Origin of the sequence: Mesorhizobium sp. M1E.F.Ca.ET.063.01.1.1 (assembly GCF_003998155.1) — a bacterium.
In the GTDB taxonomy this organism is placed as follows: domain Bacteria; phylum Pseudomonadota; class Alphaproteobacteria; order Rhizobiales; family Rhizobiaceae; genus Mesorhizobium.
Genome location: NZ_RZSC01001027.1, coordinates 1 through 1,671, shown reverse-complemented (window position 1 = coordinate 1,671; position 1,671 = coordinate 1). Strand labels below are relative to the sequence as shown.

4 protein-coding genes are annotated in these 1,671 nt (G+C 64.2%); all 4 read left to right on the top strand.

The window, feature by feature from the left end:
• The coding region (locus tag EOA29_RS35600) for an FAD-dependent oxidoreductase (protein WP_127222333.1) at positions 1-371 on the top strand (371 nt) is incomplete at its 5' end.
• Positions 340-537, top strand: a complete 198-nt coding sequence (gene thiS, locus EOA29_RS35595) for a sulfur carrier protein ThiS (protein WP_041003173.1) — start codon at positions 340-342, stop codon at positions 535-537. The genes EOA29_RS35600 and thiS, both read left to right, overlap by 32 nt.
• A gap of 3 nt (positions 538-540) precedes the next feature.
• Positions 541-1,314 carry a thiazole synthase gene (locus tag EOA29_RS35590; RefSeq protein ID WP_126093274.1) on the top strand — a complete coding sequence of 258 codons (774 nt, stop codon included), beginning with the start codon at positions 541-543 and terminating at the stop codon, positions 1,312-1,314.
• Positions 1,311-1,671 (top strand): thiamine phosphate synthase (locus EOA29_RS35585; RefSeq protein ID WP_189479100.1); only part of this gene is annotated, 361 nt, incomplete at its 3' end. The genes EOA29_RS35590 and EOA29_RS35585, both read left to right, overlap by 4 nt.

The window sequence follows — 1,671 nt, the reverse complement described above, 5'->3', positions numbered from 1 at the left end:
TCGTGCCGCGGGCCGATCATCACTTCATGGTCGGCGCGACCATGATCGAAAGCGACCATGACGGGCCGATCACCGCCCGTTCGCTGATGGAGCTTCTCAATGCTGCCTACGCACTCCATCCGGCGTTCGGTGAGGCCGAAATCGTCGAGACAGGAGTGGGTGTACGCCCTGCCTATCCCGACAATCTGCCGCGGGTGAAGCGTCGGAAGGACGGCGCGATCACGATCAACGGTCTCTACCGGCACGGTTTCCTGCTCTCACCGGCCATGGCCGAGCAGGCTGCCGGCCTTCTCTTCAATTCATCTGCCGACAATTCATCTGCCGGCCTGGAGTCTGAAAATGAAGCTGATCGTCAATGGCGAAGCGCTTGAGGTCGAGGCGACAACGCTCGACGCCCTTTTGAAGGAGCTTGACTATGAGGGCGGCTGGCTCGCCACCGCGCTGAACGGCGATGTTGTTCCCGCGGCCGGACGGGCGGAATTCCGGTTGAGCGAGGGCGACCGGATCGAAATCCTGTCACCCATGCAGGGAGGCTAGCCGATGTTCGATCTTCTCGGGACAAAACTTGCCTCGCGCCTGCTGCTGGGCACCGCCCAATATCCTTCGCCGGCGATCCTGGCCGATGCGGTCAAGGCGTCAGGCACCTCGGTGGTGACCGTCTCGCTGCGCCGGGAAATGGCCGGCGGCAAGGCCGGCGAGAAATTCTGGTCGCTGATCCGTTCGCTCGGCGTGAGGGTGCTGCCCAACACCGCCGGCTGCCACTCCGTGAAGGAAGCCGTGACGACCGCGAAGATGGCGCGCGAAGTCTTCGGCACGTCCTGGATCAAGCTCGAAGTGATCGGCAACCACGACACGCTGCAGCCCGACGTCTTCGGTCTGGTCGAAGCCGCGCGCATCCTTTGCGAAGACGGGTTCAGCGTTTTCCCCTATACCACCGACGACCTTATCGTCGCCGAGCGGCTGCTCGAGGCAGGCTGCAAGGTTCTGATGCCGTGGTGCGCGCCGATCGGCTCGGCGCTCGGGCCGGTCAACATCATGGCGCTGCGCTCGCTGCGCGGGCATTTCCCCGACGTGCCATTGATCGTCGATGCTGGTCTCGGACGACCGTCGCACGCGGCAACCGTTATGGAACTCGGTTTTGACGCCGTGCTCCTCAACACCGCGGTTGCCAAGGCGGCCGACCCGGTGGGCATGGCGCGCGCTTTCGGCAAGGCGGTCGATGCCGGCCGGGAAGCGTATGGTTCAGGACTGCTCGAGCCGCGCGACGTCGCCGTGCCATCGACTCCTACAATCGGCAGGGCGGTTTTCTCATGAAGCTCGATCCCTTCTACTTGATCGTCGACAGCGCCGCCTGGATCGAACGGCTTGTGCCGCTCGGCGTCAGGCTGGTGCAACTCCGCATCAAGGACATGGACGAGGGCAGGCTGCGCGCGGAAATCCGCAAGGCAAAAGCCTTGTGCGCGCGACACCATTGCCAGCTCATTGTCAACGATCATTGGCGGCTGGCGATCGAAGAGGGCTGCGACTTCGTCCACCTCGGCCAGGAGGACCTGCAGGCCGCCGACCTCTCGGAGATACGGGCGGCCGGCATCAGGCTCGGGCTGAGCACCCATGATCATGCCGAACTGCAGACGGCTATGGCAGCCAGGCCCGACTACGTCGCGCTGGGTC